The sequence below is a fragment of the Corallincola platygyrae genome, assembly GCF_039544265.1.
Lineage (GTDB): Bacteria > Pseudomonadota > Gammaproteobacteria > Enterobacterales > Neiellaceae > Corallincola > Corallincola platygyrae.
Genome location: NZ_BAABLI010000009.1, coordinates 66,103 through 92,662 on the forward strand (window position 1 = coordinate 66,103; position 26,560 = coordinate 92,662).

At 51.7% G+C, this 26,560-nt stretch carries 28 protein-coding genes; 20 read left to right on the forward strand and 8 right to left on the reverse strand.

What is annotated here, in order from left to right; all coding sequences use genetic code 11:
• Positions 1-134: 134 nt before the first annotated feature.
• The gene (gene pyrC / locus ABEA14_RS08440; protein ID WP_345339500.1) at positions 135-1,169 is read right to left on the reverse strand and encodes a dihydroorotase; all 1,035 of its coding nucleotides are present in this window, start codon (positions 1,167-1,169) and stop codon (positions 135-137) included.
• A gap of 202 nt (positions 1,170-1,371) precedes the next feature.
• On the opposite strand from pyrC, the gene ABEA14_RS08445 reads away from it, so the two are divergent.
• The 6 genes from ABEA14_RS08445 (at position 1,372) to glpG (ending at position 6,400) form a co-directional block, all read left to right on the forward strand.
• Positions 1,372-2,220 carry an HDOD domain-containing protein gene (locus ABEA14_RS08445; protein WP_345339501.1) on the forward strand — a complete coding sequence of 283 codons (849 nt, stop codon included), beginning with the start codon at positions 1,372-1,374 and terminating at the stop codon, positions 2,218-2,220.
• A 195-nt stretch (positions 2,221-2,415) separates the two neighbouring features.
• Positions 2,416-3,612, forward strand: a complete 1,197-nt coding sequence (locus ABEA14_RS08450) for a glycine C-acetyltransferase (RefSeq protein WP_345339502.1) — start codon at positions 2,416-2,418, stop codon at positions 3,610-3,612.
• 5 nt (positions 3,613-3,617) lie between these two features.
• Positions 3,618-4,646 (forward strand): L-threonine 3-dehydrogenase, encoded by a 1,029-nt coding sequence (gene tdh / locus ABEA14_RS08455; RefSeq protein WP_345339597.1) that lies wholly within the window; start codon positions 3,618-3,620, stop codon positions 4,644-4,646.
• A gap of 130 nt (positions 4,647-4,776) precedes the next feature.
• Complete coding sequence (locus tag ABEA14_RS08460; protein WP_345339503.1) at positions 4,777-4,995, forward strand: hypothetical protein; 219 nt, start codon at positions 4,777-4,779, stop codon at positions 4,993-4,995.
• Between the two features lie 136 nt (positions 4,996-5,131).
• Positions 5,132-5,458: a thiosulfate sulfurtransferase GlpE gene (gene glpE / locus ABEA14_RS08465; RefSeq protein WP_345339504.1), complete on the forward strand. Its 327-nt coding sequence runs from the start codon at positions 5,132-5,134 to the stop codon at positions 5,456-5,458.
• A 75-nt stretch (positions 5,459-5,533) separates the two neighbouring features.
• Entirely contained in the window at positions 5,534-6,400 is an 867-nt protein-coding gene (glpG, locus tag ABEA14_RS08470; protein ID WP_345339505.1) for a rhomboid family intramembrane serine protease GlpG, read from the forward strand.
• A gap of 97 nt (positions 6,401-6,497) precedes the next feature.
• On the opposite strand, the gene ABEA14_RS08475 is transcribed toward glpG, so the two are convergent.
• Positions 6,498-6,902: a flagellar basal body-associated protein FliL gene (locus ABEA14_RS08475; RefSeq protein WP_345339507.1), complete on the reverse strand. Its 405-nt coding sequence runs from the start codon at positions 6,900-6,902 to the stop codon at positions 6,498-6,500.
• 234 nt (positions 6,903-7,136) lie between these two features.
• On the opposite strand from ABEA14_RS08475, the gene ABEA14_RS08480 reads away from it, so the two are divergent.
• Positions 7,137-7,661, forward strand: coding sequence for a chorismate--pyruvate lyase family protein (locus ABEA14_RS08480; RefSeq protein WP_345339508.1), 525 nt, complete (start codon positions 7,137-7,139; stop codon positions 7,659-7,661).
• A gap of 10 nt (positions 7,662-7,671) precedes the next feature.
• Entirely contained in the window at positions 7,672-8,550 is an 879-nt protein-coding gene (ubiA, locus tag ABEA14_RS08485) for a 4-hydroxybenzoate octaprenyltransferase (protein ID WP_345339509.1), read from the forward strand.
• A gap of 92 nt (positions 8,551-8,642) precedes the next feature.
• On the opposite strand, the gene plsB is transcribed toward ubiA, so the two are convergent.
• From plsB to ABEA14_RS08510, 5 genes are all read right to left on the reverse strand, one after another.
• Positions 8,643-11,072: a glycerol-3-phosphate 1-O-acyltransferase PlsB gene (gene plsB / locus ABEA14_RS08490; RefSeq protein WP_345339510.1), complete on the reverse strand. Its 2,430-nt coding sequence runs from the start codon at positions 11,070-11,072 to the stop codon at positions 8,643-8,645.
• A 90-nt stretch (positions 11,073-11,162) separates the two neighbouring features.
• Complete coding sequence (locus tag ABEA14_RS08495; protein ID WP_345339511.1) at positions 11,163-11,780, reverse strand: PqiC family protein; 618 nt, start codon at positions 11,778-11,780, stop codon at positions 11,163-11,165.
• 15 nt (positions 11,781-11,795) lie between these two features.
• The gene (locus ABEA14_RS08500; protein ID WP_345339512.1) at positions 11,796-12,800 is read right to left on the reverse strand and encodes an MlaD family protein; all 1,005 of its coding nucleotides are present in this window, start codon (positions 12,798-12,800) and stop codon (positions 11,796-11,798) included.
• Between the two features lie 4 nt (positions 12,801-12,804).
• On the reverse strand, positions 12,805-13,566 hold the full coding sequence (locus tag ABEA14_RS08505; protein ID WP_345339513.1) for an ABC transporter ATP-binding protein: 762 nt from the start codon (positions 13,564-13,566) through the stop codon (positions 12,805-12,807).
• Complete coding sequence (locus tag ABEA14_RS08510) at positions 13,563-14,696, reverse strand: MlaE family ABC transporter permease (protein WP_345339514.1); 1,134 nt, start codon at positions 14,694-14,696, stop codon at positions 13,563-13,565. Before ABEA14_RS08510 ends, ABEA14_RS08505 begins: the two co-directional genes overlap by 4 nt.
• 205 nt (positions 14,697-14,901) lie before the next feature.
• On the opposite strand from ABEA14_RS08510, the gene lexA reads away from it, so the two are divergent.
• The 6 genes from lexA (at position 14,902) to ABEA14_RS08540 (ending at position 20,891) form a co-directional block, all read left to right on the forward strand.
• The gene (gene lexA, locus ABEA14_RS08515) at positions 14,902-15,534 is read left to right on the forward strand and encodes a transcriptional repressor LexA (RefSeq protein WP_345339515.1); all 633 of its coding nucleotides are present in this window, start codon (positions 14,902-14,904) and stop codon (positions 15,532-15,534) included.
• The gene (locus ABEA14_RS08520) at positions 15,531-16,040 is read left to right on the forward strand and encodes a hypothetical protein (protein WP_345339516.1); all 510 of its coding nucleotides are present in this window, start codon (positions 15,531-15,533) and stop codon (positions 16,038-16,040) included. The genes lexA and ABEA14_RS08520 overlap by 4 nt, the downstream gene beginning before the upstream one ends.
• Positions 16,041-16,659: 619 nt before the next feature.
• Entirely contained in the window at positions 16,660-17,754 is a 1,095-nt protein-coding gene (gene coxB, locus ABEA14_RS08525; protein WP_345339598.1) for a cytochrome c oxidase subunit II, read from the forward strand.
• Between the two features lie 16 nt (positions 17,755-17,770).
• A complete protein-coding gene (gene ctaD / locus ABEA14_RS08530) occupies positions 17,771-19,357 on the forward strand; it encodes a cytochrome c oxidase subunit I (protein WP_345339517.1) in 1,587 nt (528 codons plus the stop codon).
• A gap of 43 nt (positions 19,358-19,400) precedes the next feature.
• Positions 19,401-19,988 carry a cytochrome c oxidase assembly protein gene (locus ABEA14_RS08535; RefSeq protein ID WP_345339518.1) on the forward strand — a complete coding sequence of 196 codons (588 nt, stop codon included), beginning with the start codon at positions 19,401-19,403 and terminating at the stop codon, positions 19,986-19,988.
• Between the two features lie 12 nt (positions 19,989-20,000).
• Positions 20,001-20,891, forward strand: a complete 891-nt coding sequence (locus tag ABEA14_RS08540; RefSeq protein WP_345339519.1) for a cytochrome c oxidase subunit 3 — start codon at positions 20,001-20,003, stop codon at positions 20,889-20,891.
• A 7-nt stretch (positions 20,892-20,898) separates the two neighbouring features.
• Here ABEA14_RS08540 and ABEA14_RS08545 read toward each other — a convergent pair whose 3' ends face one another.
• Positions 20,899-21,111 carry a DUF2909 domain-containing protein gene (locus ABEA14_RS08545; RefSeq protein WP_345339520.1) on the reverse strand — a complete coding sequence of 71 codons (213 nt, stop codon included), beginning with the start codon at positions 21,109-21,111 and terminating at the stop codon, positions 20,899-20,901.
• Between the two features lie 20 nt (positions 21,112-21,131).
• Here ABEA14_RS08545 and ABEA14_RS08550 point away from each other — a divergent pair, with 20 nt between their 5' ends.
• From ABEA14_RS08550 to ABEA14_RS08575, 6 genes are all read left to right on the forward strand, one after another.
• On the forward strand, positions 21,132-21,941 hold the full coding sequence (locus ABEA14_RS08550; RefSeq protein WP_345339521.1) for an SURF1 family protein: 810 nt from the start codon (positions 21,132-21,134) through the stop codon (positions 21,939-21,941).
• The gene (locus tag ABEA14_RS08555; RefSeq protein ID WP_345339522.1) at positions 21,931-22,485 is read left to right on the forward strand and encodes a hypothetical protein; all 555 of its coding nucleotides are present in this window, start codon (positions 21,931-21,933) and stop codon (positions 22,483-22,485) included. The genes ABEA14_RS08550 and ABEA14_RS08555 overlap by 11 nt, the downstream gene beginning before the upstream one ends.
• 4 nt (positions 22,486-22,489) lie before the next feature.
• Positions 22,490-23,473, forward strand: coding sequence for a COX15/CtaA family protein (locus tag ABEA14_RS08560; RefSeq protein WP_345339523.1), 984 nt, complete (start codon positions 22,490-22,492; stop codon positions 23,471-23,473).
• Positions 23,474-23,552: 79 nt separating this feature from the next.
• Positions 23,553-24,476 carry a heme o synthase gene (gene cyoE, locus ABEA14_RS08565; RefSeq protein WP_345339599.1) on the forward strand — a complete coding sequence of 308 codons (924 nt, stop codon included), beginning with the start codon at positions 23,553-23,555 and terminating at the stop codon, positions 24,474-24,476.
• Positions 24,477-24,480: 4 nt separating this feature from the next.
• A complete protein-coding gene (locus tag ABEA14_RS08570) occupies positions 24,481-25,119 on the forward strand; it encodes an SCO family protein (RefSeq protein ID WP_345339524.1) in 639 nt (212 codons plus the stop codon).
• Between the two features lie 21 nt (positions 25,120-25,140).
• Complete coding sequence (locus ABEA14_RS08575; RefSeq protein WP_345339525.1) at positions 25,141-26,493, forward strand: MATE family efflux transporter; 1,353 nt, start codon at positions 25,141-25,143, stop codon at positions 26,491-26,493.
• Positions 26,494-26,560 lie beyond the last annotated feature (67 nt).

Genomic DNA, 26,560 nt, shown 5'->3' on the forward strand with positions numbered 1-26,560 from the left:
TTTATCCCTATGTCCAAGATAGGGGAAGTGGTTTGGAATAACAAAACCTTACGAGTTGTGGCGTGGTGAAGATCATCAGTGCGACAGGCAATAAAAAACCGCGCTAAGGCGCGGCTTTTTATTGGTAATTCAGACTACTTAACTTTCCATTGCAGCGTGTTGCCAGCATAGAAGGGCACCATAGGCTCGCCCGCAACATCTACGGTGTCAGGGATCTGCCAGGGGTCACGTACCAAAGTCACTGTGCCGGTATTGCGTGGCAGGCCATAAAAGTCTGGGCCGTTGAAGCTGGCAAAGGCTTCCAATTTATCCAGGGCACCAATCTGTTCAAAGATCTCTGCATACAGCTCAAGCGCAGCGGGTGCACTGTAACAACCGGCACAACCACAGGCGCTTTCTTTGGTATGCTTGAGGTGAGGAGCAGAGTCGGTGCCAAGGAAGAACTTATTAGAACCACTGGCAACGGCTTCTTGTAGCGCCTGCTGGTGGATATTGCGCTTCAGCACGGGCAGGCAGTAATTGTGGGGCTTGATGCCGCCAACCAGCAGGTGGTTTCGGTTGTACATCAGGTGCTGTGGTGTCACTGTCGCTGCGACGTTGGCATCTGAGGCAAACACAAACTCAGCAGCATCCTTAGTGGTGATATGTTCAAACACCACTTTCAGCTGTGGGAACTTAGCCACAATGTTGCTTAGGTGTTGATCTATAAACGCCTTTTCACGATCAAACACGTCGATCTCGTCAGCCGTGACTTCGCCGTGAACCAGCAGCAACAAGCCTACTTCTGCCATCGCTTCGAAGGTGGCATCTAAACCTGCCAGGTCCGTCACGCCGTGGGCTGAGTTGGTGGTCGCATTCGCTGGGTACAGTTTACAGGCTTTAACCAGGCCGCCGGCGGCCGCTTCCCGTACCATCTCTGGAGTGGTGTTGTCTGTGAGATACAGAGTCATCAATGGCGTGAAGTTACTCTCTGCAGGCGTCGCACCTTGAATACGCTCATAATATGCCTTGGCATCCGCAGGGGTGACTACCGGCGGCTGCAGGTTCGGCATAGCGATGGCACGCGAAAACACCCTGGCGGTTGCGGGAACGGCGGTATGCAGCATGGCGTCATCACGAAGGTGGATATGCCAATCGTCAGGCTGAATGATGGTCAAAGTATCGGACACACGCGACTCCTAGATGGAAAACGAATTGGACCAGTCTGTAGCTGGTTAGTTATCCAAATAGTGTAACCTGCCTGTTGCAACTTGTCTGTGGATCACAGAGTACAAAACGGCTTGAAGAGATTCGCATTGTTCACTTTTAAATCAGCAAACTCTGCTCTAATCTGCCTTTATCTACCGTGTTACTGAGGTTCTGGAGTTCTTGATGGCGATCGCAACTGGCGTATCGGAAAGTAAGGTGCTGGAAAACGTGGTGATCCCACCGCGCCCCGAAGTGTTGCTGCAGGTAAGTGAAGAGCTCAAGCAAAACGAGCCTGATATCAGGAAGATTGGCGACGCTATCGCCAAGGATGTCAGTATTTCGGCTGGTGTCCTTCAGGTTGTTAACTCCGCCGCCTATAAACGCGAAAAAACCATTGAGTCTATTCATCAGGCCGTTATGTTGCTAGGCATGAACCGGGTTTACGCCGTCGTGCGAGCGGTCGCTCTGCGAAACATGGTAGCGGACAGCTATCACCTCGAAGCATTCTGGGACACCGCATCCAATGTTGCCAACGCCTGTGTCATGGTCGCTGAAGGTTTGGGCATGGGAGATGAACTGGATAATGCCTATCTGATGGGCTTGTTCCATATGGCGGGTGTGCCGGTGATGATGCACAACTTCGCCGATTATGGTCGTGTCAAAGCCACCGCGGATTGCAGTGGTTGGGATGCCGTGGTTGAAGAGGAGATGGCCAGTTACGGCACCTCTCACATCGCTATCGGCGCCCGTTTAGCTGAGAAATGGCACCTACCAGAAGCCGTTGCTGAGGCTATCTATCTGCAGTATTCCCCTGAACAAAGCCTGATTGATGCAGATGCATCAGAAGGCTTGGTGAAGATGATTGTGGTTCTGAAGATTGCTCGCCAGGCAATCATGGTGGCAAGTGAAGCGCTGGTAACAGAGAATGACTGGCACCATTTTGCTGAACATGTGGCCGAGCGTTTAGGCTGGTCCGAGAGTGAATTGGAGCAGTTTGTAGAAACTCTGGCCAACAACCTGCGAGAAGAATAAGTCGCTTATCAAATCTGATTGATCAGCCATCTGTATATTTGTGGCTGTAAGTAAGGGTTTACATCCTTTGGACTGTAAACCCGGTGAAATCCCCACCTGGACTATCCTCATAAAGCGCCCACCCGCTTTAAAATAGCGGGCTAAAATTTGTCTTCTACCGGTCTTCTATGCCGGCGTCTCAGACGGGGTCTATCAATGAATCAGGCGTTTTTCGACCGACTGCAGCAGCAGTTACAGGAAGTTACCGAGCAGGGATTGTTTAAACAAGAACGCGTCATCACCAGTGCTCAACAAGCCGCGATCGCGGTAACCGGCGACCAGCAGGTACTTAACTTCTGTGCCAACAACTATTTGGGTTTGGCTAATCACCCACGCCTGATCGAAGCGGCTAAGTCAGCATTGGATAGCCATGGTTTTGGTATGGCATCTGTGCGCTTTATCTGTGGTACGCAAGACCTACATAAGCAGCTTGAGCGAGAGCTCTCTGATTTCCTGGGAATGGATGACGCTATCCTCTACAGCAGTTGTTTTGATGCCAATGGTGGTCTGTTTGAGACGCTACTTGGCCCAGAAGATGCCATTATCTCTGATGCCCTCAATCACGCCTCGATTATTGATGGTGTCCGCCTCTGTAAAGCCAAACGTTTCCGCTACAGCAACAACAATATGGCTGAGCTGGAAGCTTGTCTGAAGCAGGCGGATGAAGCGGGGGCTCGCACTAAGCTGATCGCGACTGATGGCGTGTTTTCAATGGACGGTGTTATTGCAGATCTGAAAGCAATCTGCGATCTGGCAGATAAGTATGATGCACTGGTGATGGTTGATGATTCTCACGCGGTGGGTTTTGTCGGCGAGCAGGGCCGCGGCAGCCACGAATATTGCGATGTGATGAGTCGTGTCGACATTATCACAGGCACCCTGGGTAAAGCGATGGGTGGAGCTTCAGGCGGATACACTGCAGCAAAACAGCCTGTGATCGACTGGTTACGTCAACGCAGTCGTCCTTACCTGTTCTCTAACTCGCTGGCGCCAGCCATTGTTGGGGCGTCACTCGAAGTACTTAAACTGCTCAAAGAGAGCGGCGAACTGCGGCTGAAACTCAATGAAAACGCCCGGTATTTCCGCGAGCGTATGCAAGCTGCCGGCTTTACCCTTGCTGGTGCCGACCATGCCATCATCCCAGTGATGTTGGGTGACGCCAAATTGGCCAGCCAGATGGCTGATGAGATGCTCAAGCGTGGTATTTATGTGGTTGGGTTCTCTTTCCCTGTCGTTCCTCAGGGGCAGGCAAGGATCCGTACTCAGATGTCAGCGGCGCACACCCGCGAGCAGCTTGACCAGGCTATCGATGCCTTTATCGAAGTCGGTAAAGAGTTGAAGGTGATCTCATGACCATGATGAAGGGGCTGGCTAAGCTCAAGGCGGAGCCGGGCATCTGGATGACAGAGGCGCCACTGCCAGAACTGGGCCACAATGACCTGCTGATTAAGATCCACAAAACCGCCATCTGTGGCACTGACTTGCATATCTATAAGTGGGATGAATGGTCGCAGAACACGATTCCCGTGCCCATGATTGTGGGCCATGAGTATGTTGGCGAAGTGGTTGCTATGGGCCAGGAGGTCCGTGGTTTCAGTGAAGGTGATCGCGTCTCTGGCGAGGGCCACATCACCTGTGGTCATTGTCGTAACTGCCGTGCTGGCCGCCGTCACTTGTGCCGTAATACCGTGGGTGTAGGGGTCAACCGACAGGGTGCATTTGCCGAGTACCTTGTGATCCCCGCTTATAACGCATTCAAGATCCCAGAAGGGATCAGTGATGAAATGGCATCGATCTTTGACCCGTTCGGTAATGCCGTGCATACCGCTCTGAGTTTTGACCTGGTCGGTGAGGATGTACTGATCACAGGCGCAGGCCCCATAGGCATTATGGCGGTAGCCATCGCCCGCCATTGTGGCGCACGCCATGTGGTGATTACTGACGTTAACGACTACCGATTGAACCTGGCGGCACAAATGGGGGCTTCCCGAGTGGTGAACGTCGCTAAGGAGTCATTGGCCGATGTTATGGTTGAACTGGGCATGACCGAAGGTTTTGATGTCGGCATGGAGATGTCCGGTGTGCCGAGTGCTTTTTCTGACATGCTGAGCAAGATGAACCATGGTGGCAAAGTCGCATTGCTTGGCATTCCGCCTTCCGATATGGCTATTGATTGGAATCAGGTGATCTTCAAAGGTCTGGTGATTAAAGGGATTTACGGTCGCGAGATGTTTGAAACCTGGTACAAGATGGCGAGCCTGCTGCAGTCAGGCTTGGATATCTCGCCAGTGATAACCCATAGAATGGATGTATCAGAATTCCAGCAGGGCTTTGACATTATGGCCTCTGGCCAATGTGGCAAGGTGATTTTGGATTGGGGTAAGTAAAGCCCGTTTTGCTCACAGAGCGAATGGCTTAAACCTGTGTCACACCCTCAGTCATAAAACTGCAGTACAGACTTGCTACTGTGCGCGCATCGAGTCGGACAACTATTCAGTCAACGATTAAAGGTGCGACATGTCATCACAGTCTCGAATCTGCCCTGAGTGCGAAGGCACAGGTATCTTCACTCTGGTGAGTCAACGCGGCATGGAAGGCTTGTACCGCGAGGTTATCGACTGTCCTGAGTGCCAGGGATCTGGTATTCAGCTTCAGCAACAGCACAAGTTGGTAAAGCCTCAATGGCAGACCATAAAGCACTCAGCGACTCCATCGCTTTCTGAAGCGGCTAAATAGCATTACTAAATAACTCTGTTGAGTTCTTGAAAGGAAGCGGTATCGCTTCTTTTTTCATTGTTTATCCCCATTTTTGCTAGGTGTTTATCAACACGAGTCTGGCGTACACTGCCTATGACTAATGGGTAGGTGTGGTATGACTGACTTCCAACATATTGATATTGAAAAAACTAAGTCGATGCTTGAAGCCGGCGAAGCGTTGGTGGTGGATATCAGAGATGACGCTTCGTTTAGTGCTGCCCACATTCCAGACTCGATTCAATTGAGTAATGGCAACCTCGCTCGTTTCATGGCTGAGGCGGATTTTGATAAGCCTTTAATCGTGACCTGTTACCACGGAATCAGCAGCCAGGGGGCGGCACAGTACCTGGCGCAACAGGGTTTTGAGCAGGTCTACAGCATGGACGGAGGTTTTGAAGCCTGGCGTCGCAGCTATCCATTCAACTCCCTCACAGAAGAGTAATACCAATCCGCATAAGAATGACCAAGGTCGTCGGCTGGGGCATAATGGGGTCTTGGTTTTCGATTTGGTGATGCTGTGATTGAGATAGCCACTCTTTCTTCTCCCCGAGCCGCTCAGGCATTTGTAGATTACATGGCAACCAAGGGCGTTCGCTGTCAGCTTGGCTCGGCCCCTGAAGGGGTCGCCTTGATTCTGCTGGATCCCGAACATGAACAGCGAGTGCGTGACGAGTTGCAGCAGTTTGCGGCGAACCCCAGTGATCCCAAATACCTGGCCGCGTCTTGGGAGCGTACTGATAACGCTGGCGCGCAACTTGATTATGGTGCCCCCGGCACGGGTTTAATGCGTAACTTCTTGCTGCATATCGGTCCGGTCAGCCTGATTGGTTTAATCATTTGTGTTGGTGTGTTTCTGCTCTCATCCATCGGCCTTCACCCCTATGTTGCCTATTGGCTCAAGTTCTTCTCCTCTGTAGATGCTATGGCATCAATCGAACAGTGGCGTTGGCTGACCCCTGCGTTTATTCACTTCAGCTTTATGCACTTGGTTGGAAATGCGTTGTGGTGGTGGTATCTGGGCGGACAGTTAGAGCAGCGTGAAGGTAGTCGTGTACTACTTTTGCTGTTTTTAATGACAGCCGCAATTCCTAATCTGGCGCAGTTTATGTTGAGTGGCCCCAATTTCGGAGGGCTTTCGGGTGTGGTTTATGGGCTGTTTGGCTACTTCTGGGTCCGTGGCATGATGGCACCTAATGTGGGCTTGGGTTTAACTCCAGGTTTAACAGGATTCATGCTTATTTGGCTGGTGATAGGCTTTCTGGGTTGGTTCGGTCCACCCATGGCCAATATGGCGCATTTTGGTGGCCTGATTGTAGGAGCGGGTTATGCCGCTACCCGCAGTATCAATGGCAAGTCGAATAAAGATCAGGACATCGCCGTTTGACCCTGTTGGGGAGTGAGCGTGGAAATCTCATTTGAATTCGATCGCGCGCATAAAAAAAGCTGCCAACGGGCAGCTTTTTTTATCGAACAGGAACACATCAATGATAGATGTACTTGGTAAACAGCAGCTCAGCTGCCAGCTCCTGACCTGTTTCCTTCTTCAGTAACTGATTTACTGTGGTGAAACAGAGTTTACGGATCTCTTCACGACCTGCCAGTGATTTCACGCGCTCTTCTGGCTGGCGACCTAACACATCCACCAAGGCGGCACGAAGCAGGGGAGCATGATGCTCCATGATCTTCAGGTTATTTTCGCCCTCAACCATCAATTCGATAGTGACGCGGACAAAGCCGAGCTTTTTCCCTGTGCTGATATAGTTGGTGATAATGTCCGGCTCAAAGCCGTAATACATAAAATTACCGCCTTCAGCCTGGGCCGCTTTGGAGGTCAGGCCAAACACCATGCTCATGCATATAGCCACAATTAGATGGCGAAACTTCACTTCTTCTCTCTCCCGAATATCAAATCGAGCTAATTGTTGTCGATTATTTTGCAAAGTCTAAAGGGGAAGCTGCGCAACGCCAAGTGTTAGTCCCAGAAAAGTGTGGATATCTTTTGTTCACTGACAACTAAACTCGCTTGTGGCTTCCTGTTACTATATCGGCGTTTATTGACCAAAATTTAGTATCAAGTGACACAACCTGCTAAAAACTTTACTTTTCCTGTTGGCTTTCAGATGCAGTGGCAGGCGCCAGCCTGTCTTGAAGATGCGGATGAGGCGGTGACAGACTGGTTACTTGATCAAACCTCGTTGACCGCACGCTTAAAGCAACAATGCCAAACATTCACTGTCAAAGTGCTGGGTGAGGGAGTGCAGGCATTTACGCCCGACGAACAGATCCTTTTGCACTGCCGGGGACAACGTGGTTTTGTCCGTGAGGTTGTTCTGCTGTGCGATGATCGACCTTGGGTTTTTGCCCGCACTGTAGTCCCTAGCGCCACTCTCGAGCGAGGCAAAGAGCTGGGTCAACTTGGCTCTAAGCCCCTTGGCGCTTTGCTTTTTTCTACTCCAGGCATGTCCCGGGACCTGGTGGAATTTACTCAGTTGTCATCTGAGCATGGGCTGAATCAGTTGGCATTAGCCGAAGGTGCTCAAGCTAAACCACGTGAGCTGTGGGGCCGACGTTCTCGCTTTTGTCTGCCCGCTGGGGAGCTGTTGCTCTCGGAGATTTTTCTGCCTGATTGTCAGGCTTATCGATAGGAATCACTTGATGGATACCCGCCGCCTATCCGCCTATGGTCGACTGATGAGAGTGGATCGTCCCATCGGTACCTTGCTGTTGCTATGGCCAACACTTTGGGCGCTGTTAATGGCGGCAGAGGGATTGCCTAGTCTGCATTTGGCTCTTGTGTTTGGTGCCGGCGTATTCTTGATGCGCTCCGCGGGATGTGTGATTAACGACTTTGCAGATCGCAAATTCGATGGTCATGTAAAACGCACTGCCCAAAGACCCTTGGTGACGGGCGAGGCCACCGCGAAAGAAGCTATATGGCTGTTTGTTGGACTCTGTCTTGTCGCGTTTTTACTGGTGCTTACGCTTAACACCTTTACGATCATATTAAGCGTTGGCGGAGTGCTGCTGGCGGCCGTGTATCCATTTACCAAGCGGTTTACTCATCTTCCCCAGTTTGCACTCGGTGCAGCATTTAGCTGGGCTATCCCTATGGCCTTTGCTGCTGTTCAGGGGCAAGTGCCTGCCTATGCCTGGTTACTGTTCGTTGCCAATCTTTGTTGGACGGTTGCGTACGACACGCTATACGCCATGGTGGACCGTGATGACGACGAGAAGGTTGGTATCAAATCTACGGCGCGCCTGTTTGGACGTTTCGACCTGCTTGCAGTGGGTTTGCTTCAAAGCGCTACTCTGGTACTGCTTTTGGTGCTATTCAAGCAACTTGAATTGAGCTGGCCGGCCTGGCTTTCTTTGGCAGTTGCCGCGTTTCTCTTTGTGCGACAGCAGACTCAGGTCAAAGGCCGGGACAGAGATGCCTGCTTTAACGCATTTTTGGCCAACAACAGTGTGGGATGGGTTATTTCGCTGGGATTAGCGGCCAGTTATCTGGCGCCCGCTTGGTTTTTATCAGCTTGAAATTAGCTTTGGATTTTTATCTGTCCTGAGAAAAGAAAAAGGCTGCAATAACAGGCAGCCTTTTTTGTGATTGATAGTCGGTGTGTGACCTATCAGGCCACCGCTTCTTCAATGGTTTGTGCAATCTCGGTTGCCAGCAACATGCTCAGTTGCTGATGCAGTGATGACAATCGTTGGTGATCACCATCTTCACCGATGTATCCCTGCTCACGCAGTGATGAGATAAAGATCGAGAATACCTTCTTATCAAAGAACTCAGGGGCGCTGATGCCATGCAAAGCAGAGAGTCTTTCTGCAATTTTCTGGCTGCTCGACTCTAGCTGCCCACGCTCCAAACTTGGGTTGCGTGTCAATTGAGCCAGCGTAATGCAGTATCTTTGCAGCGTTTCCTGAATTACGTTAGCAAGCAAGATCAGCTGATTACGCTTGCTGGATTGGTGCGGAGGCACCTGCAACAGCTCGCCCTGTCGGATCAACAGCCCTAACTGCTCAAGTGCAGTCAGTTGCTGCTCAAACTGGGAAGACAGTGCTTCATCATCCCAATCCATAAACAGCTCGGCCTTCAGCATCGGATAGACTTCGCACACCGTTCGCTTAAGTGATTCGACGCTGATCTGACGGTGACGCAGCACGTTACAGGCGATCAGGCTGGGCAGGGCAAACATATGGATAATGTTGTTGCGGTAATAGGTCATTAGTACCGCGTTTTTACCCTCGAGACTGATGATCTCTCCCAAGCCATCTTCCTGTACTGCAAATTTGTCCATCTCCAGAGCGTGAGTGACCAAACTGCTTGCGTCACCCTCAGGCAAGGTTGATTGCGGGTGATAGGGCACAGCTTTCGCCAATGCCAGATAGAGAGTGATTTGTGCTTCAAGCGCTTTGCGGCTCAGCGAGCGTTGCTCGGCACAAAGCAGCGTAAGCGCACACAGGTTGATAGCATTAAGAGCACCCGCGTTGTTAATTTCACGCATCACACGCTGGCTGAGCTGATTAACCGTTGGGGTCAGCCAGCTCGGTTTTTGTGCTTCCAACTCATTGATAGAGTCGCGCCACTCAGGTGCATGCTGGTTCATAAAGCTGGTGAGCGGAATAGGGTCACCAAAGTTTACATAGCCTAAACCGAAGTTACGCAGCTTGCGTACGGCGCCGAGTACCTGCCAGGCGCTCTCTTTCTGTTTACGCTTGCCCTTAAGTTCCTTCATATAGGTGCCGATTTCCATTACGTGTTCATAGCCCAGATAAACGGGGACTAAAGTAATGGGGCGCTCACAGCCACCGCGTAGCAGTGTCTGTACTGTCATCGCCAGCATACCGGTTTTGGGTGGTAGCAGGCGTCCAGTACGACTGCGGCCGCCTTCGGTGAAATATTCAACCGAATAGCCTTTCTGGAACAGTAGGGCCAGATACTCACGGAATACCGTGCTGTAGAGCTTGTTGCCTCGGAACGAGCGGCGCATAAAGAACGCGCCACCACGGCGGAAAATGGGGCCCGCAGGCCAGAAATTCAGGTTAATACCCGCGGCGATATGCGGCGGTACCAAACCTTCGTAGTAGAGCACATAGCTAAGTAGCAGGTAGTCCATGTGGCTACGGTGGCAGGGCACATAAACCAGTTCATGGCCTGATTGCGCCAGGTTACGGACTTTTTCAGAATTATTAACTTTGATACCGCGATAGATGCGATTCCACAGCCAGGTCATAAAGCGGTCGAGAATGCGGATCAGATTGCTGGAATAGTTCGCAGCGATCTCGTCCATGTACTTAACCGCTTCCTCTTTGACGGCTTGTTCCGATTTACCCTTGGCCTGCACCTCATCATTGATCGCCTTGCGCATGGCGGGCGTGGTCAACAATTGCTGGAACATGGCCTGGCGGTCTGCAAGGCGAGGGCCTGTAACCATCAAACGCTGGCGATAGAAGTGCACGCGAGCGACACGAACGACGCGGTGCGCAGTGCGGTCATCAATACCAAAGTCGTTTGCCATACGGCGCAGTGACACGGGTTTGCTGAAACGGATAAAGCTATCGCGACCAAGGAACAGCACCATGATCATTTTGCGGAACCAGTTGGGTGAGCCTTTATCACCTAATCCGGCCAGCAGAGAAGGTTTTTCATGGCCTGGCGCGCGTCCCCAGTAGATTCCTGTGGGTACCAGCTGAACATCCAGCTCTTCATCACGACGGTGGGCTTCAAGTAAGCTCAATACCTGCTTACGGAAGGGCAGATCAGCTTCCTCTTTGTTGAACCAGCTTTTGGCTTGATCAACACAGATGATGCGAGACTGCAGGCGACCATTGATTTCTACCGGTTCAAATGGATCCGGCATCTCCAGCGCTGCACAGCGGCGGGCAAGGGCGACACGATCTGTGGCGCTATCTTCCTGCAGCACATAGATAACCGGCTTTTCAGGAACAAGCCCATGCTCTTCGATGGGGTTTTCGGGAATGGGTGTGCCTTTTACCAGCAGACGGACAGGCCACTCCAGCAAAGAGTGATACCAACGCTTTCGCTCGGCCATAGTGATAATTCAGTAACTTGTGAATAAGGTTGATGGGGCGGAAGATAGCAGAAATTCGCCCCGATGGCTTGTGTCTGAATCAGGCTTACGTCATTCCGCAAGCGGCATTTGGGCCAGTGCGCTGGCGATTTGCTCGCTAAGTTGCAGTAACAATTGGCTGTAGGCCTGGACTTTGCCTTCAGTCCCCGTTGCTGCGATCTCAGAGAATGAGAAGGCCTGATGTTTTAGCTCTTGGTGGGTTGCTGATAGCAATTGCCAGCTTCCCTGAAGCCTGGCCGCACCGTCGCTGCTTGCATCAAATCGGTCGACTGTAATTCTTATGGAGTGTTGCGGCTGCATGCCAACGACACCAAAAGAACGCAGGTGCTCAGAGCCCGTCAGCGTGGCCAGATTCTGCTTCACTATCAACGCTATCTCGGTATCGAGTTGTCCTGCCCACAGTTCATCGTCATGTATCTGGTAGGCGACATCGCTGTCACGGGAGACCATGCCCTGACGATTAAGGTAATCCGCCAGATAAACTGGACCTACAGTCAACGCCAGCTCAGGGTTCGTAAATTTTGCTTCTGACGCTTCAGCGCTCAGCAGGTAGTAATTGGTGGGTACCGAACTACTACAACCGGTCAGTCCGGTTAGCATGGTTGAGATAAGTAATGTTGCAGTCAGTGCATGCTTGGCAAACCCTGACATTGGCTTTCTTCCTTTCATCTCTGGTCTCACCCTCTACTTACCAAAAACGACGGACTCGGGGCGTCGCTGCAAGGTGTCGATTAATGTTCTGGCACTTTTCAGTGTGGCGTTTAGCTGTTGTAGGCTTTGTTCCGCAGAGTGCTTAAGCTGTGAGTCATGATCTGCCAGAGACTGATAGGTCAGCAGCGTCGCTTCGGCCTGGGCTAGGGTGGCGTCTACCTTAGCGAGTGTTTCGGTGCTCTGTGCGATAGTTTTTTGGCCTTCGGCAACCAAGCCTTCCGCACTTTTACTTAGGCCTGACACATCCTTTGCTGTTTGCTCAAACGTACTTAACGTACCCGAGAGTTGCGTTGTTAATGCTGGCATATCCCTATTAAGTTGCGCCAGCAAAACATTGAGTTCACGGCTGGCGTGATGCAAGTCAGCAAGACTCTCTTTCACTCCTTGGCTTTCGGTTAGCTGCCTGGTTTGCTCCAGAATAGCGTTGAGGTTATTGGCGATATCTTCAAGCGGTAGCTTGGCCACCTTCTCCATGGTTGACGAAAATGCCTGTCCAACAACTTCCAAGGCCGATGGCATGGTTGGGATCTGTGGGTATTTGAGATTACTTGGATGGAGTTCGCCTGATTGCATGGGCTCAAACTCGATCTGAACCATCAAACGACCGGTGACTAAACTTTGAGGCACCAGCTTAGCTCTCAATCCTTGGGTCGCACGCTCCATATCTTTATCTGCGACACCCTCAAAAAACTCGTTCAACAAGTCAGAATTTACATCGACCAGCACTGGGACCAGGATCTGGCGGGTCTTGGTTGCATAGTGGATCCTTACATCAACCACTTCGCCGATGGTGACACCCTGAAATGAGACTGGAGACCCTTTGACCAAGCCCTGAACGGAGCCCGGGAACACGACTAGATAACGCTCATAGGTTCTGAACAGGCGGTCTGAACTGAACATAATAATGCCCGCTACGAGCAGAGCTAACGCCGTTACTACAAACAATCCTATTTTTGCCGCGTTGGCATTTTGTCCCATTAGATCAGGCCTCTTCTAATAATTCGCCCCGGCGCAAAAACATCTGCACCTTGGGGTCGTTGCAATCAGCTAACAGTTGATTTGGGTCGCCTTGGGCGATCATGGTTTTTGTCTCTGGGTCGAGAAACACCGAGTTAGTACCAATAGCAAAGATACTGGCAAGCTCATGTGTCACCATGACGACGGTGGCCCCCAGGCTGTCCCTTAATTGTAGGATCAGGTCGTCAAGCAGTCGGGCGCTGACCGGGTCCAGTCCGGCGGAAGGTTCATCAAAAAACAGCACTTCCGGGTCCAGCGCAATGGCACGCGCAAGCGCTGCGCGTTTGCGCATGCCACCACTGATTTCAGATGGGTAATATTCACCAAACTCGGCCAAACCTACTAAAGCAAGTTTGAGCGCAATTACATCCCGAATATCTGAGGGGGTCAGGTCTGTGTAGGTTTCCAATGGCAGGGCGATGTTTTCAGCCAGGGTCATAGAGCTGATAAGTGCACCAGACTGATAGGTGATACCAAACTTTTTCACCATGGATTGGCGGTACGCGAAGTCGCATTCCCACATCGCCTCGCCATTAAAAAGGATCTCTCCTCTGGCCGGGGTTAGCAGGCCGATCATATGCTTCATCAAGGTGCTTTTGCCGCAGCCACTGCCGCCCATGATGATAAAGATGTCGCCACGGCCAATGGTGAAGTCGAGATCGCGCTGTATCAGCGTGCTGCCGTATGCCATGGTGAGGTCGCGAACTTCAATATGCGCCTGGGTCATATGCCGAGTACCGTTGTAATAATGGTGACGACGGCATCCACCACGATAATAAATACTATGGCCATTACAACGGCCCGAGTGGTTGCCTGACCTACCGCGGTAGCGCTTCGACCACAGGTGATACCATTCATGCAGCCAGCAACAGCGATAACCAGCGCAAACAGCAGGCTTTTCACAAACCCGATCACGAAATGATGTAGCGGTACCGTTGAGGTCATCTGCTCAACGTATTGGGTAATGGTTATATCCAACATCAATAGCGCAACCAAACTGCCGCCAGCAATACCCAGCACTGTTGAAAAGATGGTTAAAAGCGGCAGCATGATGAGCAGCGCAATAAAGCGCGGTAGCACCAGAAATTCCATCGGCTTCAGGCCCATGGTTTCCAGCGCATCTATCTCCTCGTTAACCTGCATACTGCCCAACTGAGCGGCGTAACTGGCACCGGTTCGGCCAGCCATAATAATGGCCGTCATCATGGCACCCATTTCGCGAGCCATACCCAGGGCGACCAGAGACGCGACAAATATAGAGGCACCAAATTGTTGCAGCTGAACGGCACCAACAAACGCCAGGATCATACCGATCAAAACACTGATAAGAGCAACAATCGGAAATGCGCTGGGGCCCGCATCTTCCATGCATAGATAGACATCACGCCAGCGTAGCTTGGTCTTGCCGGAGAGCATACGTCCCACAGCAAAAAGCAACTCACCGATAAATGCCATGCTGACTCGGGTACTTTTCCACCAAGCCAATGTTGCCAGGCCGACCCGTTCAACAAACGGTGGTTTGGCTTCGTCCCTGCGGGACATATCTTTGCGCTTGGGATGGCTGGCAGCGAGTGCGCGGAGTTGCCTTACACCTGTGGGGAGGGACGAGATGTCGACCTTGAGTTCGTGCTCATCGGCGTAGCCTTGAACCTTTTCTATCAGCACAACCAGTGCGCTGTTCCATTCCTCTATGCCCGCATCGACAAAAGTCAGGCGCTCGCCCGCCGCGACTTTGGTTTTGAGATCATTTAGCAGCTCGGCCACGCGGGTATCTCCGCGCTGAAGCAGCCACTTTCCTGTCAACGCCAGTTCCCAACCTGTATCGTCGGGAAGGCGGCTGATGTTCAACTCTTGCATGCAATTCGAACAGTGAGGGATCGACCTTGATGTTCTCAGTCTGCAGTAGTTTCTGCTGAACTGCAAAAGCAGAACTGAAAAAAGAATGATGAATCAATGGATTGTCCAATCTGAAAATACTGATCAAAAAAACAGCGATTGTACTTGCCATACAGTAGTTACTGTATATACTCACAGTGTACTGTATGAAACAACAGGTATTGATATGCGCCCATTGACGCCCCGCCAGGCGGAAATCCTGGCCTTGATTAAGGACAACATCGAAGCAACCGGAATGCCGCCTACGCGAGCTGAGATCGCTCGTCGGTTAGGTTTCAAGTCGGCCAATGCGGCTGAGGAGCACTTGAAGGCGCTGGCCAAGAAAGGGTTGATTGAGATATTGCCAGGTACTTCTCGTGGTATCCGAGTGATACCCCAGGAAGGTGATGAAGCCGCAGCGAATGATGATGGCTTACCTTTGATCGGTCAGGTTGCAGCGGGTACGCCAATCTTGGCGCAGGAGCATGTTGAAGCTCACTACAAGGTTGATCCTCACCTGTTTCGTCCGAATGCGGATTTTCTACTCCGCGTCCATGGCGACAGTATGAAAGATATTGGAATTTTGGAAGGCGACTTACTGGCGGTACATAAAACCACCACTGCGAATAATGGTCAGGTGGTTGTGGCTCGTGTCGGTGACGACGAAGTGACCGTGAAACGGTTCGAGCAGAATGGACGCCAAGTGTTGCTGCATGCAGAAAATGAAGCCTACTCACCTATCAAAGTAGACCTGGGTGCGGAGAGCCTCTCGATTGAGGGCCTGGCAGTGGGCGTTATTCGAAATGGAGAATGGTTATGAGCCAGTTTCAACAAGCCAGTCTGTACAGCCGCCGTTTTGTCAGAGCCGAGGTTAAGGCCAACACGTCTCGTGCTTGGAAACGCTCAGAACGTGCCAGCAAGTTAGTGAGTGTCGAAGGCCAACATCAATCACTTTTAAACAGTATTCTTGCCAGTCAGAAAAGTAATCAATGGGTCGTATTAGTCGCGGCGCCAGATAAGCAGGTCGTAGATTGGCTGGTCGCTAATGGTGTCGATGGAGGCCGTCTGCTGCAGGTGCATCCAACCAGTGATCGTCAGTTGATGGCCGCGGTAATGAATGGTTTGGCTTCTAATCATTGTTGCGCCGTTGTCGGCTGGACAGATCTTTTGGATGAAACTCAATGGCAGGCACTGATTAGCGAAGCGCAGTGCTACAACACCAACAGCTTTCTCTTTCACAGACCCGTAGGCCGTTGCCATACGGGAACCCCATGGTCTTCAGCTGCCCGCGCTGCTGCCATGGTTGCAAGTGTGTCGGTCCACTGATCCCCCACAGTTTCAGTGTTCCAACCTAAGCCGCCTTCAAGGCGGCTTTTTTTATGTACAGGAAGTACGGTCTAAAATTGCTCCTGCATTTTAGACATTTCCGCCATCCTTGGCGGTCGTATGCCCAACGCTGGCGCATGGTACCCAATACACTTCGCGGGGCATGCTAACGCGCAGGAGCGGCGATACCCAAAGGGCACGCTGTGTATAGGAAGTACGCCCAACGCTGACTCCAGCCAATAAGAACTATCAGGGCATATATCAAAGCGCCTTAAAACTACCGCTACCACTAATCTATCTAATTAAAACATCTGCCTAAGGCATAAAATCGAGATTGATAGCCATCGCCAGGCTTTTGACCTAGATCAATCTCTCATCGTCACTTCTAATTGCAGCCCCCTTCAAATTTTTTGATTAATTCTTAGACGATTCAGGAATTATGAACAATTCTTACTTCAGGCCCGACAGCTGCATCCGCGATAAAAAATAAACCATAACGTGGACAGTAGCCGCTGCTGGGGTTTTGGGGAAAACGCTCCTAAACGAGCGTTTCAAAAGTGCGAGGAGAAGCCTCTTGTTACGGACTGCCACACGCCTAACGGCTGGGGTTGGTGCCCTTCTGCCGCTAATTACTGCCGCAGCGGAAACGCCGCTGAATATGACCAAAGGGGTCACGGCTGTTAGCCAGGATGTCTACCAGCTCCACATGACCATTTTCTATATCTGCTGTGTTATTGGTCTTATTGTTTTCGGGGTGATGTTCTGGTCGATCATCCATCACCGCAAGTCTAAAGGCGTCAAGCCTGCCCAGTTCCATGAAAGCACCAAGGTAGAAATCTTTTGGACTGCTGTGCCGCTACTGATCTTAATCGGTATGGCAATACCGGCCACCCAGGTCCTGATGAACATGGATGACACCAGTGAAGCGGACGTTACCGTGTTGGTGACAGGTTCTCAGTGGAAGTGGCACTACAAATACATAGATGACGACGTCGAGTACTACAGTCTGTTGGCTACCCCCAGGGCAGAAATTGAAAACAAGTTAGCCAAAACAGATAACTACCTGCTTGAAGTTGACCGTCCGTTAGTACTCCCAATCGGTAAAAAAGTGCGGTTTCTGATGACCTCTGACGACGTTATCCACAGCTGGTGGGTACCAGAATTTGCGGTTAAAAAAGACGCCAATCCAGGCTTTATTAACGAAGCGTGGACAAGAATTGATGAGCCTGGCACTTACCGAGGCCAATGTGCCGAGCTCTGCGGTAAGGATCATGGCTTTATGCCTATCGTCGTTATCGCTAAACCAGACACTGAGTATCGGGCTTGGTTGACCAACCTGAAAGCTGAGCAAGCCCAAGCCAAAGCTGAAGAGCAAAAGCTGCTCGCTATGAGTATGTCTATGGAAGAGTTGATGGCAGAAGGTGAAAAGGTCTATCTGGCAGCGTGTGCCGCGTGCCATCAGCCAAATGGTGAAGGCCTGAAAGGTGTATTCCCGGGGCTAAAAGGCAGCCCGCTAACCATTGGTGATATTAACGGCCACATCGACATCGTCATACATGGCAAAAAAGGCACTGCGATGCAGGCGTTTGACAAACAGTTGAGCCTGCGCGAGTTAGCCGCCGTGATCACCTATGAAAGAAATGCCTGGGGCAACGATACCGGGCAGATGGTTCAACCCAAAGATGTGGATGCCCGCATCAAAAGTGCCATTTGACCGGAGGATATAGCTTATGAGCAGCGTAGCAGAGCCGGTTGACGGCCACGAACACCACCACGGACCAGCGACAGGCCTCAAGCGCTGGTTGTTCACCACAAATCACAAGGACATCGGCAGCCTCTACCTTTGGTTCAGTTTTGCCATGTTCCTGGTTGGTGGCGCCATGGCGATGGTGATCCGCGCAGAACTGTTTCAACCAGGGCTGCAATTGGTGGACCCTAACTTCTTTAATCAGATGACCACGGTACACGGCTTAATCATGGTATTCGGTGCCGTCATGCCAGCGTTTACCGGCTTGGCCAATTGGATGATTCCGATGATGATAGGTGCGCCAGATATGGCCTTACCGCGAATGAACAACTGGAGCTTCTGGATCCTGCCTTTTGCCTTCAGCATGTTGCTGTTCTCGCTATTTACCGAAGGCGGTGGTCCCAATTTTGGTTGGACCTTCTATGCACCACTGTCAACGACTTACAGCCCGGAAAGTACCGCGTTGTTTGTTTTTGCCGTCCATATCATGGGGATCAGCTCCATTATGGGGGCTATCAATGTGGTCGTAACCATAGTGAACATGCGGGCGCCGGGCATGACTTGGATGAAACTGCCGCTGTTTGTCTGGACCTGGTTGATTACCGCGTTCTTACTCATCGCCGTTATGCCGGTGTTGGCAGGTGCTGTGACCATGGTTCTGACCGATAAGTACTTTGGTACTAGCTTCTTTGATGCGGCAGGTGGCGGTGACCCCGTTATGTTCCAGCATATTTTCTGGTTCTTCGGCCACCCAGAGGTCTACATCATGATCCTGCCGGCGTTTGGCGTGGTCTCAGCGATTATCCCTGCGTTTAGCCGCAAACCCTTGTTCGGTTACGCGTCGATGGTTTATGCCACCGCTTCTATCGCCATCTTGAGTTTCCTGGTATGGGCTCACCATATGTTCACAACCGGAATGCCTCTGTTCGGGCAGCTCTTCTTTATGTACTGCACGATGCTGATTGCAGTGCCGACCGGGGTCAAAGTCTTTAATTGGGTGGCGACAATGTGGCGGGGGGCACTGACCTTTGAGGTGCCGATGTTGTTTGCCGTTGCCTTTGTGATCCTGTTTACCATTGGTGGCTTCAGCGGCCTGATGCTGGCTATTACGCCTGTCGATTTTCAGTATCACGACACCTATTTTGTGGTGGCGCATTTCCACTATGTGCTGGTCACGGGCGCTGTGTTCTCGATTATGGCGGCGGTCTATTACTGGCTACCGAAATGGACCGGGCATATGTATGACGAAGGGCTAGGTAAGATGCATTTTTGGTGCTCGCTGATTTCGGTCAACGTGCTGTTCTTCCCCATGCATTTCCTGGGCTTGGCCGGCATGCCGCGTCGCATTCCCGATTACGCTTTGCAGTTTGCAGATATCAACCAGATCGTTTCTATAGGTGGTTTTGCCTTCGGCTTATCACAACTGATTTTCCTTTGGTTGGTGATTAAGTGTGTCAGAGGTGGAGAAGCCGCTGCCGCTAAGCCTTGGGAAGGATCGGAAGGTCTGGAGTGGACGGTGCCATCACCTGCGCCTTACCACACCTTTACCACACCGCCTGAGGTGAAATAGGCATTTCGCGTTAGTGGATAACAGAAGGCGAGAACGAGACGGTATGAGTGAACGACCCCACAGCCAACCAAACAAGCCGGATCACAGACGACTGTTGATCAAGCTTGGTTTTGCTGTGTTGGGCATGTTTGGTTTCGCTTTCGCCCTGGTGCCGCTGTATGACGTTTTCTGCGATATCACAGGTTTGAACGGACGCACGTCAGATGTTGCCGCTGTCTATGATGGACCGACGATAGATACCAGTCGTAAGGTGACCATTGAGTTTATTGCCCGGACACAAGGGGAGATGCCCTGGGGTTTCAAACCGACAGTAAAACGCATGTCGGTACATCCGGGCGAAATGCACATGGCTGAGTTCGAAGTGCATAACCTGACGGGGCGGCCAATGGTGGGGCAGGCGGTGCCTTCTGTATCTCCTGGCACGCTTGCTACCTATCTGCACAAAACAGAATGTTTTTGCTTTAACCAACAGCCATTAGCGCCGGGTGAAACCAAGGCGCTACCACTGAGATTTTTCATTGATACCGACTTCCCAGAGGGGATGACGACTATCACTTTGTCTTACACCTTGTTTGACATTACGGACACTGAAGCGGGGATCGCAGCCAGCCAGGCCGCGGCAAGCCGCTAATGAGGGGGAACTATGGCGACTGAGCCACTACCTGGACAAACGCCAGCCTATTACGTGCCAGAGCAAAGCCCTTGGCCGATTGTGGGTGCGATAGCTTTGTGCCTTATTGCCGTTGGCGCAGGATACACAGTTCAGCAGATGTCCGGAGACGCGACTTGGGGCAAGTGGATTCTATTCGCAGGTTTGGTGATGTTAGTGGTGATGCTGTTTGGCTGGTTTGGCAACGTCATCCATGAATCCATGTCCGGCTTCTATAGCGACCAGATGGACAGATCATTTCGCCAAGGCATGAGTTGGTTCATCTTCTCTGAAGTGATGTTCTTTGCTGCGTTTTTTGGCGCACTGTTTTATGCCCGTATTTTTGCGGTGCCCTGGTTGGGCGGCTCATCAAACAACGCGATGACTGCAGCCATTCTGTGGCCCGAGTTCACTTCACAATGGCCGCTGATAAAAACGCCGGACGGTACTGAAACACAAGCCATGGGCTGGCAGGGGTTACCTCTGTACAACACCATTATCCTGCTGACCTCGTCTGTGACATTGCATTTTGCTCATGTCGGTTTGGAGCAAAACAAACGTAAACAGCTCATCAGCATGTTATCGCTGACCGTATTGCTCGGCGTTATTTTCCTGTTCTTGCAGGTAGAGGAGTACATCCACGCCTATCAAGAAATGGGGCTGACACTTGATGCGGGCATTTATGGCAATACCTTCTTCCTGTTAACAGGTTTCCACGGCATGCATGTGACGTTGGGTACCTTAATCCTGTTCATTCTGCTGCTCCGAATTATCAAAGGGCATTTTAGTGCTGAACAGCATTTTGGTTTTCAGGCTGGCGCCTGGTATTGGCATTTTGTGGACGTGGTTTGGCTCTGCTTGTTTGTGTTCGTCTACATCATATAACGCGGGATCAGTAGGGGCGCGGATTCATAGGAATCAAGCCCGAAGCCATTAATAGCAGGAGCAGAACGATAACGGCGGCGGAGAAAAACACCCGTTTACCAAGGAAGTGAGACATGGGGCGTTTGTTTTCTGGTTTCAGCATGGCGGCGAGACCACTGAACAGGTTGAAAACAACAAAGCCCAATAAAACGAGGATGATGCCTTTGAAAATCATCGACATAGCTGTACCAGAGGTGATCCTTGACTAGCTATCAGTTTGACCTGCCGGGAGGCAGCTATCAACTCAACTTTACCTGGACCGTGGCGTTGCCTGCACTCGCGGTGTTGTCACTGCTTGTAGCGCTGGGCACTTGGCAGCTGGGCCGAGCCGACGAGAAAAAGCAGCTACTGGCTCGTGCAGCGTTGGCGCCTGATGAAAGCGTGTTGAGCTACGCTTCGTTGCCCAGCGAGCCCAGAGCGCTTCAGCCGCTGCTAGGTACACAACTCGCATTAATTGGAAGTTGGCAGGCAGAGCAGGTGATTTTACTCGACAACAGAATGTGGAATAAGCGAGTTGGGTATCAGGTGCTGGTGCCTCTGCGCTTGCACGACAGCAATCAGCTGGTATTGGTCAATCTTGGCTGGGTCGCCGCACCACTCAGCCGTGATCAGTTGCCTGACTTATCCCAGCAACTGCCACAGGCGTTGGCAGCCATTTCGACAATTCAAGGGCGACTTCGCTCGCTCGACTCCCAAGTGATGGTGCTTGCTGAACAAACGTTACAAAACCAATGGCCGCTTCGGGTTCAAAGTTTAGACCCTCAATTACTTTCGCCACTGCTTGTCAGCAAAGAGCAGGCTGGCGACCTGGTTAATGGCGTGTTGTTGCTAGATGAGTCAGTTGAGGGCGGCTTTCCCCGTCAGTGGCCAGTTACCACCGTAAGCGTCGAGAAGCATCAGGCCTACGCATTTCAATGGTTCACCATGGCGCTGGTATTTGCCTGCATCATGCTGAGCGTGGGACTCAGAAGAACAAAAGAGCATAAAACAAGAGAGCATTATGAGCAGTAGCGCGAAAACAAACTCGAAAAAGCCGAATCGCAAGCCGTTAATCGCGATCTTTCTAGCCTTCATTTTGCCGGTTGCCGCGGCCTACCTAGTGTTGAATCAGGGGTGGTACGAAGGTGGCGTATTGAACAAGGGCGAATTGATCGCCACCGGCGAAACCATCGATGAAAAAGGTGGTGGTGACTCTACCGGCGCTTGGCTGGTGGTGTTTACTGTTGATCGCCCTTGTCGAGAGCTTTGCCAACAGTCCATCGACACCCTGGAAAACGTCTGGCTTGCTTTGGGACGCAAACAAGATAGAGCGCAACTGCGCGCTTTGGGGACGGGTCAGCCTACTAACTGGAAGTTACCGGTTGGGGTTCCTCTGCAGTTTCAACAAATAACGTCGATGGATAAGCGGTACTTCTCGGATGCGCTGTTTGTGGTCGATCCCCTGGGCAATCTGGTACTGCGCTATCCCTTCGAAGATGAGGAGGGATTAACACAGCAAAGTCAGGCGCTGATCAAAGACCTTCGCAAACTGATGAAGAATTCCAAGATAGGGTAGTGGGATGAAGACGTTAACTGTGGTGTCTGCTGTTTTGGCTTTGGTTGTGATAACCCTGGGCGCCTACACCCGTTTAACGGATGCCGGTTTGGGCTGCCCGGATTGGCCCGGCTGTTACGGTCACTTGTTGGTGCCAGATGAATCAAAGGCCGCGCAATTAGAGCAGGCATTCCCTGAACGCCCCTTGGAAACCCAAAAAGCCTGGAACGAGATGATCCATCGTTATGTTGCCGGTGTGTTAGGGCTGTTGATAGCGGCATTGGCGTTTATGGCGTGGCGCAAGCGCAGTCAGCAAATAGAGGCGCCGTTTGCTCTTCCTATCTTGTTATTGGCCTTGGTGATATTTCAAGCTGCACTGGGCATGTGGACCGTCACCATGAACCTTATGCCTGTGGTTGTGCTAGCACACCTGCTGGGCGGGTTCAGCACATTCTGCCTGTTGATCCTGTTGGCGATGCGACTGCACGACTGGCATATCCCAGGTGGGGATATTCAACTGCGGCGTTTTTCCGCATTGGGCCTATCGGTGTTATTGGCGCTGGTGCTGCAAATCGTGCTGGGCGGTTGGACCGCAACAAACTATGCCGCGCTGGTTTGTACTGAGTTGCCGATTTGTGAGGGTAACTGGTGGCAGAAGTTGGATCTGGGTGCGTTTCAGTTGTGGCAGCCGGGTCATGAAAACTACGAGTTTGGGGTGCTGAACTACTCCGAACGCATGACGATCCATGTGTTTCATCGTTTTTGGGCGCTAGTAGTCACGGCCATGCTGGTTTGGCTTTGCTGGCGCCTTTTCCAGCAGGCCAGTAGCAAATTCTTTAAACGACTTGCCGTCGCGATGTTTGCCGTTTTGCTGGTCCAGGTTGGATTGGGTATCAGCAATGTGGTGATGAGTCTGCCACTTGCTGTTGCCGTGGCACACAACGCCGTGGCCGCTTGTTTATTGGCATTGGTGGTTGCAGCGAATTATGCATTGCAGCGCAAAGTGTAAACGTTAGGCCGCAAACATTGCGCAATTTGGCGAAGGTGCCTTCGCAATTGTTATAGGAGAAGGGTTGATGGATAAATCAGTGACGAAATCGGTAGGGATCTCGCCTGCTCAATCCTGGCGTCAGTGGCTGATGGGAGAAGCGGGGTGGCGTGACTACTACCAGGTGACAAAACCCAAGGTAGTTATGCTGTTACTGTTAACAGCATTGGTGGGGGCTTGCCTCGCCTCTGATAGTTTGCCTAATGCATTTACCCTATTTGCCGCCATGTTAGGCATTGGTTTGATGGCGTCGGGCGCGGCTGCTTACAATCACTTGTTGGATCGAGAGATAGATGCGCGCATGATGCGCACCCGTCACCGCCCGTTGGTGCGTGGCGAGTTGACTGCGCTACGCTGCGTTAGCTTTGCGACTTTAATTTCTATTGCTGGATTCGCTGTACTGGCGCTTTGGGTCAATATGCTGACGGCCTGGCTGACGGCGCTCAGTCTCGTGGGTTACGCCCTTGTTTATACCCTCTACCTGAAACGCGCCACACCGCAAAATATCGTGATTGGTGGTATCGCAGGTGCGGCGCCTCCGCTATTGGGTTGGACGGCAGTGACCGGTGAAATGCATGCCCATGGACTGTTGTTAGTGCTGATTGTGTTTACCTGGACCCCTCCGCATTTCTGGGCGCTGGCGATCCATCGCCGCGATGACTACGCCCGGGTTAATATGCCGATGCTGCCAGTAACCCACGGTATCGAGTTCACCAAAACCTGTGTGTTGCTCTACACCGTTTTGTTAACGCTGGTTTGCCTGTTGCCTTATCTCACAGGCATGAGTCATGGTTTGTATCTGGTGGGTAGCAGCGCATTGAATCTGGTGTTCCTTTATTACGCCTGGAAACTGAAGTTTCGCAGTGAGATGGGTACCGCGATGGCAACTTTTAAATATTCCATCGTGCATCTGATGCTGCTGTTTATTATTCTGTTGGCAGACCATTACCTGCTATCGAATTAATGCCATGGCCGTTATCTATCGTATTGTCTTTGTTGTCGTTTTAGTTGCTGCCGCTGCGGGCGGCTGGTGGAGTTACCAGCAGATCAATAAACAGCCTGAGCTGGGCGCTCAGCAGTTTACCCCGTCGAAGACGCTGCCTGAGTTTACGCTGAGAGATCAGCAGGGCAGTGACTTCACCAATACGTCGCTACAGGGCCATTGGACGCTGCTGTTCCTCGGCTATACCTTTTGTCCGGATATCTGCCCCACCACCATGGCCAAGTTGACTCAGGTCTATCCCAAGTTGAAACAGCAGGTACCTAACCTGCAGGTGGTGATGTTAAGTGCGGATCCAGAGCGCGATTCTGCAGAGCGGCTTGCAGAGTATGTCGGTTACTTTGATCCGGAGTTCCTTGGTGTCAGTGGGGAACACAAAGAACTGTTCCCACTCACCCAGCGCATGGGGCTGGTGTACGCCATGGTGGATTCCACCGATAACGAATACTACACCGTTGACCACAGTGCCAGCCTGGTACTGCTGGATCCCAACGGGCAGATGCATGCCCGCTTCCGTCCCGAGTCTGAGCCGGGCTCGATACCTACCGTAAGTACTGAGCAACTGCTCGAAGAAGTGCCTGTTATTGTCAGTCGTTTTAACCGTTAAGTCTGACTAGGGACTGACAGAGTGCACCCGCTTACTCAATGGCAGGGCCATCGTCGCGTACTGGCGTTGGCGTTGCCTATGGTGATCTCCAATATCTCTGTGCCGCTACTCGGCCTGGTCGATACCTTTGTAATTGGCCATATGGAGCAGAGTTACTATCTGAGTGGCGTATCACTGGGCGCGATGATTATTTCATTGCTGTTCTGGCTACTGGGATTTCTGCGAATGTCCACCACGGGATTGGTAGCCCAGGCCAATGGTGCGAATGACAACCTGTTGTCGATGCAGCGACTGGCGCAGGCAGTGCTATTGGCGCTGGGGTTGGCAACCGCGCTGCTGTTACTGCAATGGCCAATAAAATCTGCCGCGTTATGGTTAGCGGGTGGTGGTAGCGAAGAGGTTCGTCATTACGCCACCGTGTATTTTGATATCCGCATATGGAGCGCACCCGCTGCATTGACCAATCTGGTGCTGATGGGGTGGTTTTTGGGCATGCAGAATGCACGTGCGCCCATGTACATGCTGTTACTGACCAATATCGTCAATATCCTGTTGGACCTTTTGTTTGTCCCTGTTCTGGGGTGGGGCGTCTCCGGAGCCGCGTTGGCCAGCGTGATCGCCGATTACAGTGGCCTCGTTCTGGCACTGGTGCTATTGCGCGGCGCGATGGGGCATACCGGCATGCCCAAACTCGCCTGGCAGCAGGTGGCGGACCTGCCGATGATTAAGCAGTTGCTGGGGTTGAATCGGGATATTTTTATCCGTGCCTTAATGTTGCAGCTTTGCTTCGCATTTCTGACATTTCAGGGCGCACGCCTTGGTGACAACATCATTGCTGCCAATGCGGTACTGCTGAACTTCTTGATGCTGGCTTCCTATGGCCTGGATGGATTTGCCTACGCTGCAGAGGCGCTGTTCGGTCGCGCTTTGGGGCAGGCCAAACGTCATAAAGCCGTTGAAATCCTTTGGTTGACTGGGATTTGGAGCGCGTTGCTGGGAATTGCGTTGACCTTGATATTCGGATTGTTTGGTGAACAGATTATTCATCGACTCACTGATATTGAATCGGTGCGAGAGACCGCCACCCAATACTTACCCTATCTGGTTTGGTTACCGCTGGTAGGCACCTGGTGCTTCTGGCTCGACGGCTTATTTGTTGGGGCCACCCTGGGCAAAGCGATGAGAAACAGCATGCTGCTTTGCACGCTGGGTGTATTTTTCCCAACCTGGTGGTTGATGCAATCGCAGGGCAATGATGCACTTTGGATTGCCATGTTGCTGTTTATGGCTGCGCGAGGTGTTTCGCTGGGCTGGATGCTGATGCGAGATTGGCGGAACGAAAATAAACCGTTCTGCTGGCAATCAGGCTGCTAGCGTTAAGAGCATAAAAAACGGGCTATCTGGTTTCAGATAGCCCGTTTCTCGATATGTCTTACTCACA

Coding starts and splice junctions, on each gene's coding strand:
- ABEA14_RS08445 (WP_345339501.1), top strand. CDS start 1,372: ATGGCGATCGCAACTGGCGTATCGGAAAGTAAGGTGCTGGAAAACGTG.
- ABEA14_RS08450 (WP_345339502.1), top strand. CDS start 2,416: ATGAATCAGGCGTTTTTCGACCGACTGCAGCAGCAGTTACAGGAAGTT.
- tdh (WP_345339597.1), top strand. CDS start 3,618: ATGAAGGGGCTGGCTAAGCTCAAGGCGGAGCCGGGCATCTGGATGACA.
- ABEA14_RS08460 (WP_345339503.1), top strand. CDS start 4,777: ATGTCATCACAGTCTCGAATCTGCCCTGAGTGCGAAGGCACAGGTATC.
- glpE (WP_345339504.1), top strand. CDS start 5,132: ATGACTGACTTCCAACATATTGATATTGAAAAAACTAAGTCGATGCTT.
- ABEA14_RS08480 (WP_345339508.1), top strand. CDS start 7,137: ATGCAGTGGCAGGCGCCAGCCTGTCTTGAAGATGCGGATGAGGCGGTG.
- ubiA (WP_345339509.1), top strand. CDS start 7,672: ATGGATACCCGCCGCCTATCCGCCTATGGTCGACTGATGAGAGTGGAT.
- plsB (WP_345339510.1), bottom strand. CDS start 11,072: ATGGCCGAGCGAAAGCGTTGGTATCACTCTTTGCTGGAGTGGCCTGTC.
- ABEA14_RS08495 (WP_345339511.1), bottom strand. CDS start 11,780: ATGAAAGGAAGAAAGCCAATGTCAGGGTTTGCCAAGCATGCACTGACT.
- ABEA14_RS08500 (WP_345339512.1), bottom strand. CDS start 12,800: ATGGGACAAAATGCCAACGCGGCAAAAATAGGATTGTTTGTAGTAACG.
- ABEA14_RS08505 (WP_345339513.1), bottom strand. CDS start 13,566: ATGACCCAGGCGCATATTGAAGTTCGCGACCTCACCATGGCATACGGC.
- ABEA14_RS08510 (WP_345339514.1), bottom strand. CDS start 14,696: ATGCAAGAGTTGAACATCAGCCGCCTTCCCGACGATACAGGTTGGGAA.
- lexA (WP_345339515.1), top strand. CDS start 14,902: ATGCGCCCATTGACGCCCCGCCAGGCGGAAATCCTGGCCTTGATTAAG.
- ABEA14_RS08520 (WP_345339516.1), top strand. CDS start 15,531: ATGAGCCAGTTTCAACAAGCCAGTCTGTACAGCCGCCGTTTTGTCAGA.
- ctaD (WP_345339517.1), top strand. CDS start 17,771: ATGAGCAGCGTAGCAGAGCCGGTTGACGGCCACGAACACCACCACGGA.
- ABEA14_RS08535 (WP_345339518.1), top strand. CDS start 19,401: ATGAGTGAACGACCCCACAGCCAACCAAACAAGCCGGATCACAGACGA.
- ABEA14_RS08540 (WP_345339519.1), top strand. CDS start 20,001: ATGGCGACTGAGCCACTACCTGGACAAACGCCAGCCTATTACGTGCCA.
- ABEA14_RS08545 (WP_345339520.1), bottom strand. CDS start 21,111: ATGTCGATGATTTTCAAAGGCATCATCCTCGTTTTATTGGGCTTTGTT.
- ABEA14_RS08555 (WP_345339522.1), top strand. CDS start 21,931: ATGAGCAGTAGCGCGAAAACAAACTCGAAAAAGCCGAATCGCAAGCCG.
- ABEA14_RS08560 (WP_345339523.1), top strand. CDS start 22,490: ATGAAGACGTTAACTGTGGTGTCTGCTGTTTTGGCTTTGGTTGTGATA.
- ABEA14_RS08570 (WP_345339524.1), top strand. CDS start 24,481: ATGGCCGTTATCTATCGTATTGTCTTTGTTGTCGTTTTAGTTGCTGCC.